Consider the following 6,495-nt stretch of genomic DNA (forward strand, 5'->3'; position numbering starts at 1 on the left):
CAAGCCTGAACGAGCGTGCGCTCCGTCCTACCGCAAACCACGTCCGAGCAGGCATGATGGACCTGACACTCGGTCAAGCCCCTGACCCGCGCAACACGATGCCGAACGGTGAGTTCCCGCTGCCTGGGGGGACACAGCCAGCCGGTGGTCCGTAGCGAGACGGGCACCGCGGACGACGCCAGACCTGCGCCCCCCGATCGGTTCGGGAAGTCCGGGAAGGCACCGTTGTCAGTGGTGGGAGGCAGGATGCGGGGCATGACAACACCTGCAGCAGAGATCGTGGATGCCGCCGCCTACACGCGGGCGGTCGAGGACGCCGTCGGGGCGGCGGCCGCGTACTACGCGGGCGGCACGTCGCCGCTGGACGACGACGCCTACGACCGGCTGGTGCGCGGGATTGCCACGTACGAGGCCGGGCACCCCGAGCAGGTGCTGCCCGGCTCCCCCACCGGGAAGGTGGCCGGCGGCGCGGTGGAGGGCGATGTCCCGCACACGGTGGCGATGCTGAGCCTGGACAACGTGTTCTCCGCGGAGGAGTTCACCGCCTGGACCGAGTCCCTGGCCCGCCGTGTCGGGCACGAGGTCACCCACTTCCACGTCGGGCCGAAGCTGGACGGGCTCGCGATCGCCGCGCGCTACACCGAGGGCCGGCTCACCCGGCTGATCACCCGCGGGGACGGGACGGCCGGGGAGGACGTCTCGCACGCGATCGGCACCATCGAGGGGCTGCCCGAGCAGCTGGCCGAGCCGGTCACCGTGGAGGTGCGCGGCGAAGTCCTCATGACCACAGCCCAGTTCGAGTACGCCAACGAGGTACGCACCGAGCATGGCGGGCTGCCGTTCGCGAACCCGCGCAACGCCGCGGCGGGCACGCTGCGGGCCAGGGAGCGTCTCTACACGGTGCCGATGACGTTCTTCGGCTACGGGCTCCTCCCCTTGCCCGGCACCGACCCGGTACTGGCCGAGCGGCTGACCGCGTCCGCGCACAGCGACCTGATGCACCTGGCCGCCGAGCTCGGCGTGCACACCAGTGCCCGGACCGAGGTCCCGGACACCGTCGCCGAATCCGTGGAGCAGGTCCTCGCCCGGGTGCAGGAGATCGGCGCGGCCCGTGCCGGGCTGCCGTTCGGGATCGACGGCATCGTCATCAAGGCCGACCTCGCCGCCGACCAGGAGGCCGCAGGATCCGGCTCACGCGCACCCAGGTGGGCGATCGCCTACAAGCTCCCGGCCGTGGAGAAGATCACCCGGCTGCTGGCGGTGGAGTGGAACGTCGGCCGCACCGGGATCATCGCCCCGCGCGGCGTCCTCGAACCGGTCGTCATCGACGGCTCCACCATCACCTACGCCACGCTGCACAACCCGGCCGACATCACCCGCCGCGACCTGCGCCTGGGCGACCAGGTCATGGTCTACCGCGCCGGCGACGTCATCCCCCGCATCCAGGCCCCCGCCGCGCACCTGCGCACCGGCGACGAGCAGCCCATCGCCTTCCCCGAGGTCTGCCCGCGCTGCGGATCCGACATCGACAGGAGCGAGGAACGCTGGCGGTGCACGCAGGGCCGCAACTGCCACCTGGTCGCCTCCCTCTCCTACGCCGCCGGCCGCGACCAGCTCGACATCGAAGGCCTCGGCACCACCCGCGTCGTCCAGCTCGTCGACACCGGCCTCGTCACCGACCTCGCCGACCTGTTCACCCTCACCCGCGAGCAACTGCTCGGCCTGGACCGGCTGGGCGACACCAGCACCGACAACCTCCTCGCCGCGATCGCCAAGGCCAAACTGCAGCCGCTGTCGCGGGTGCTGTGCGCACTCGGGGTGCGCGGCACCGGCCGATCCATGTCCCGGCGCATCGCCCGCTACTTCGCCACCATGGACAACATCCGTGCCGCCGACGCCGAGACGATGCAGCAGGTCGACGGCATCGGCGTGGAGAAGGCCCCCTCGATCGTCGCCGAACTGGCCGAACTCGCCCCGCTCATCGACAAACTCGCCGCCGCGGGCGTCAACATGACCGAGCCCGGCGCCACTCCGCCCGTCCCCGGCGACGAGGCGAGCACCGACGGCGAGACGCCCGTGGCCGCCGCGGAGGCGGGTCCGCTGGCCGGGATGACCGTCGTCGTCACCGGCACGATGACCGGCCCCCTGGAGAAGCTCAGCCGCAACGAGATGAACGAGCTCATCGAACGCGCCGGCGGCCGCTCCTCCTCCAGCGTCTCCAAGAAGACCACCCTCGTCGTCGCAGGCGACGGCGCCGGCTCCAAGCGCGCCAAGGCCGAAACCCTCGGCATCCGCCTCGCCGCTCCGGACGAGTTCGCTGCCCTGGTCGCCGACTACCTCAACCAACTGATCGTCTCAGAATGCGGTGCCTGAACTGGTGGAGCCAAGCGAAGGTGCGCTCTACTACCCGACGGGTCTTGTCCAGGCCGGAGCCATGCGGAGCGCCGCGGCGAGTGATCTTCGGGGTGATCCCTCGGCTACGAAGGAGCCGCCGGTGCTTGTCGAAGTCGTATCCGCGGTCGGCGAACAGCCACCTGGGCCGATGCCGGGGCTGACTCATCGTCCGCGACGCCGGCATCAGCAGCATGATCGGGGTCCTGGTCGGCCTGATCGAGAACGACGAGTTCACACAGGTCCTCCACCGTCTTGATGCCTGACCCCGCGCGTAGAGGTGCTCGACGAGGGCCTTCTAGGCCGCGTCGTCGGGATCGCGGGAGGTTTTCCAGGACTTTGTGCGTTGACGCGTACCCGTACCTGCTCCGCCATCCGCACATGATCTCGTTCAGTGCATGGTCATGCGGGTATCCCGGGCGGCCCGTAGTGGCGCAAGTAGTCACGCGCCTGAGGCTCGAGTCCGGACAGGTCATTTCCATTGAGGGCATGCCAGAGACGGTTCTCCATCCAGAACCGATGGGCGAACTCCTCGAACGAAGGTGCACACCAGAGGATTGCGGCTCTCTGCTCGTCCGGATCGTCGAGCTTGGTCTCAGTCTCTTCGCCATCGCGCCGCGCCTCGTACTCGTATTCGTAGTCGAGATAGGAGTGCACGACGAACGTCTCACCGGAAGAGCGGAGGTAGAGGTACCAGATGACGCAGTCCTGTTGATCCCGCAGGAATCGCACGAGGAAGGCACCAGGCTCGACCGGACTGGGCAGGGGCTCTGAGATATCGGTCCAGCAGCAGGTCACCGAGACCTCGTCCAGCGAGTAGTGCAGCTTCGAGTCGGCCTGGAAGGTGGCGAAGTCCTGCGGCAGCGTCAAGCCTCTGGCCGACAGGTCCTCTGCCAAGCGATTGAGCACCGTGACCTGTTCGGGAACAGGTTCACCGGTACCACCGAGCCATTGAAAGACGCCCGTGAACTGGGTGGAGTCGAGAGGGGGCAGACTCTCGTACGGGTAGTACTCGTAGGTGTAGCGGCAGGGTCGGTATTCACCCAGGTCGGTGGCACACCACGCAGAGTCGAAGCCGACCGAGGACAAGTCAGGCCCTGATCGTTCACCAGGCATCGGCCCTCCCTTTGATCACCGTGAGCGAAGTTGTCGGCGTCAGCATCGCACCGCCCACTGACACCCCCTGCAACGGGCGGGCGAAGCCAGGCCGTGTCCGGCCGATCTTGCGGTGGAGTCGTGGGGGGGGAGCCGGTGTGCTGGTCAGGAGGAATGACTGGGAGAGTGAGTGCCTGTGACTCATTCTGATCTTGCTCTCCGAATCCATGCCGCCTCTCATCTGACCGGCCAGTTCACGCTCCGGTCGGGACGTACTGCCACGGAGTACTTCGACAAGTACCGGTTCGAGGCGGATCCCGTCCTGCTGGATGAGATCGCCCGCCGGATGGCCCCTCTGGTGCCGTCCGGCACGCAAGTGCTGGCCGGCCTTGAGATGGGCGGCATCCCGGTAGTGACCGCACTCGGCCGACACACGGGCCTTCCTTGCGCGTTCGTGCGCAAGCAGGCCAAGCCGTACGGCACGTGCCGGCTGGCCGAGGGTGCGGAGGTTGCGGGCCGGAAGGTGCTGGTCATCGAGGACGTGGTCACCAGCGGTGGGCAGATCGTGCTGTCGACCGCAGACCTGCGCAACCTGGGAGCGCAGGTGGATGAGGCGCTGTGCGTGATCGACCGGGAGCAAGGCGGTGCCGAGGCCCTCAAGGCAGAAGGCATCACCCTGTTGTCATTGCTGACGGCCGAAGACCTGCGGGCTGCTGCCGCGTCCTGACGCCAGGCCGTGTCCGGCCGCCGGCCTGCAGCGTTGTCCGGAGCATGACGGGGCGGGGAGATCTTTCAGACGGACAGTGGGCGCAGCTGGAGCCGCTGCTGCCGGTGAGAAACAACCGGTGCGGGCGGTGGCGGGACCACCGTCAGGTGAACGGTTCGGCCCGTGGAGGACCGTGCATGAACGCCATCGGCTCTGGTCGGCCGACGGCACCTGGGAGCGGCTGCTCCAGCAGGTCCAGGGCGCTGCCGACACCGTCACCCCCGGGCAGCGTGCAGACTGCACCCAGTTCGAGCCGGTCATGGACAAGATCCGTGTACCCCGGGCCGGGCTCGGCCGCCCGCGTCGGCGTCCAGACAGCCTCAGCGCGAACAAGGCGCACAGCAACCGCACTATTCGCGCGCCTACCTGCGCCGACGCGGCATCCGCCACGTCATCCCGGAGAAGAAGGACCACAAGGCCGCCCGCCTGCGCCGGGGTTCACACGGTGGCAGGCCACCCGGCTTCGGCAGAGAACGCTGCAAAAAGCGCAACACGGTCGAACGCGCCATCAATGAACCCAAGGCATACAGAGCCGTTGCGACGCGCTATGAAAACGCGCATACATCTTCCTCGGCACCGTCACCGCCGCAGCCCTGGTCATCTGGCTCCGTTCATGATCGCCCAGACATGCTCCAGTGCCCCGTCCCCCTCATCGAGTCCCTCGTGCTGGGCCCGATCGTCGCCGCGGCCGGCCGCCGGCCGAACGGTGCGGACGGCCGCGATCAACTCTCCACAACAGCAGCACAGTTGATCCCGAGTATCGACTTGCACAGGAGGCCACCTGGCGTAGTTAATGACCACCTATCAGTGATCTCAGGGGGACTAGGGTGCGTATTGAGTCGTGATCAAGGGGTGGCCCTGGTGAGGTCTTTGATCCAGATCATCGAGGCGCGCAGTTGGAGGCCGGCGAGATAGCTGTCCGGAGTCTCGTCGTACCGGGTGGCGATGCCTCGCCAGTCCTTGAGTTTGTTGATCAGGCGCTCGACGGTGTTCCTCTCCTTGTAGAGGTCGGTGTCGTGACTGATGGGTCGGCCGCCCTTGCTTCCCTTCTTCTTCCGGTTGGCGGCCTGGTCCTTCTTCCCTGGGATGACCGCCTTGATGCGGCGTTTGCGCAGGTGGGCGCGGTTTCCGCAGGATGAGTAGGCCTTGTCCCCGGCGACTGCGTGCGGGCGGGTACGGGGGCGGCCAGCGGGGCCCCGGACCCGGATCTTCTTCAGCACCGGGACGAACTGCGGGCTGTCGGCTTCCTGCCCAGCGGTCAGGACGAACGCCAGCGGGCGGCACTTGCGGTCGGCGGTGAGGTGGACCTTGCTGGTCTGCCCGCCACGCGAGCGTCCGAGGAGGGCGGCCTTCAGCCGGGGTTTTTGCCGGCGTCGGATGCGCCGCCGCTCTTCCCGCTCGGGATCCACTTCGGCGTCCAGTCCGTTCTGTCCTTCAGGGTCGCCCCCTTTGACCTGCTCTTTTTCTCCTCAGCGGCTGCCTCCTCCAGAGCGGCGAGCACGTCCTGGCCCAGGTGCATCCCGGCAGCGTCGTGGTGAGCGCGCGCGGTGGTGGAGTCGACGCTGACCAAGGACAAGTCCACCTCGCCCCGCTTCGCAGCTTCCGCGACCAGGCCCTCCAGCAGAGCCTCGAAGACGCCCGCGTCACGCCACTGCCGGAAGCGGTTCGAAACGGTCGACCAGGCACCGAACTCCCGCGGCATCTCACGCCACTGCCCGCCGACCCTGAACCTCCAGATCACACCCTCAAACTGCTGCCGCAGCCGCTCGGGGTACGGCCCGTACTGGCCGATCGGCAAGTACGGCTCAACGAACTCCCATTCGTTGTCACTCAGTTGCGCCCTCGTCATACAAGTCGATCTACCAGTCTGTCCTGTGACAGCGAATCTCGTTCGATTGCCACTGAACTTTGACCACCGGTACTCATCAGCCCCCTTGGAATCGATCATCTAGGTGTTGCGGGTCAGGACGTTGGTGACGTGAGTTGTTGGCAGATCAGCTGGTGAGCAAGTTGTGCCGTCGCGAGCAGGTCCTCGCGAGCCGTGTCGACGTTGGACCGCACTGACAATCCGTGCCAGACGGATTGGATGAGCCCGGTCAGGACCGCTGCGTTGGTGCCCGCGGCTAGTTCCCCGTCCTGGATCGCTCGTTCGATGCGCACTAGTAGGGCCTGCTCGTTCGAGCTGTGCAGTTCGGCGACGTAGGCGCTGGGGGTTCCGTAGGCCAGGTCGATGTTCGTGTGCG

The 6,495-nt window shown here is 67.5% G+C and carries 3 protein-coding genes and 4 pseudogenes; 3 read left to right on the plus strand and 4 right to left on the minus strand.

Annotated elements, in window-relative coordinates; translation table 11 throughout:
- The first annotated feature begins 255 nt into the window (after nt 1-255).
- Nucleotides 256-2,373 (plus strand): NAD-dependent DNA ligase LigA, encoded by a 2,118-nt coding sequence (gene ligA / locus KVT45_RS02940; protein WP_217544839.1) that lies wholly within the window; start codon nt 256-258, stop codon nt 2,371-2,373.
- Here ligA and KVT45_RS02945 read toward each other — a convergent pair.
- Both KVT45_RS02945 and KVT45_RS02950 read right to left on the minus strand, forming a co-directional pair.
- Nucleotides 2,369-2,554, minus strand: a pseudogene (locus KVT45_RS02945) (transposase); the annotation flags it as partial. The gene ligA and the pseudogene KVT45_RS02945 sit on opposite strands and share 5 nt — an antisense overlap.
- Before the next feature lie 239 nt (nt 2,555-2,793).
- Nucleotides 2,794-3,507: a hypothetical protein gene (locus KVT45_RS02950; protein WP_217544840.1), complete on the minus strand. Its 714-nt coding sequence runs from the start codon at nt 3,505-3,507 to the stop codon at nt 2,794-2,796.
- Nucleotides 3,508-3,682: 175 nt separating this feature from the next.
- On the opposite strand from KVT45_RS02950, the gene pyrE reads away from it, so the two are divergent.
- Together pyrE and KVT45_RS02960 are read left to right on the plus strand one after the other, a co-directional pair.
- Nucleotides 3,683-4,213 (plus strand): orotate phosphoribosyltransferase, encoded by a 531-nt coding sequence (gene pyrE / locus KVT45_RS02955; RefSeq protein WP_217544841.1) that lies wholly within the window; start codon nt 3,683-3,685, stop codon nt 4,211-4,213.
- Between the two features lie 44 nt (nt 4,214-4,257).
- Nucleotides 4,258-4,869, plus strand: a pseudogene (locus tag KVT45_RS02960) (transposase).
- A 228-nt stretch (nt 4,870-5,097) separates the two neighbouring features.
- On the opposite strand, the pseudogene KVT45_RS02965 reads toward KVT45_RS02960, so the two are convergent.
- Together KVT45_RS02965 and KVT45_RS02970 are read right to left on the minus strand one after the other, a co-directional pair.
- Nucleotides 5,098-6,101 (minus strand): annotated as a pseudogene (locus KVT45_RS02965) (IS5 family transposase).
- 113 nt (nt 6,102-6,214) lie between these two features.
- Nucleotides 6,215-6,495, minus strand: a pseudogene (locus KVT45_RS02970) (hypothetical protein); the annotation flags it as partial.

The sequence above is a fragment of the Streptomyces sp. GbtcB6 genome, assembly GCF_019091475.1.
Lineage (GTDB): Bacteria > Actinomycetota > Actinomycetes > Streptomycetales > Streptomycetaceae > Streptomyces > Streptomyces hyaluromycini.

Bases quoted from the DNA above. Each gene is read 5' to 3' on its own strand.
- ligA (WP_217544839.1), top strand. From the start codon at position 256: ATGACAACACCTGCAGCAGAGATCGTGGATGCCGCCGCCTACACGCGG.
- KVT45_RS02950 (WP_217544840.1), bottom strand. From the start codon at position 3,507: ATGCCTGGTGAACGATCAGGGCCTGACTTGTCCTCGGTCGGCTTCGAC.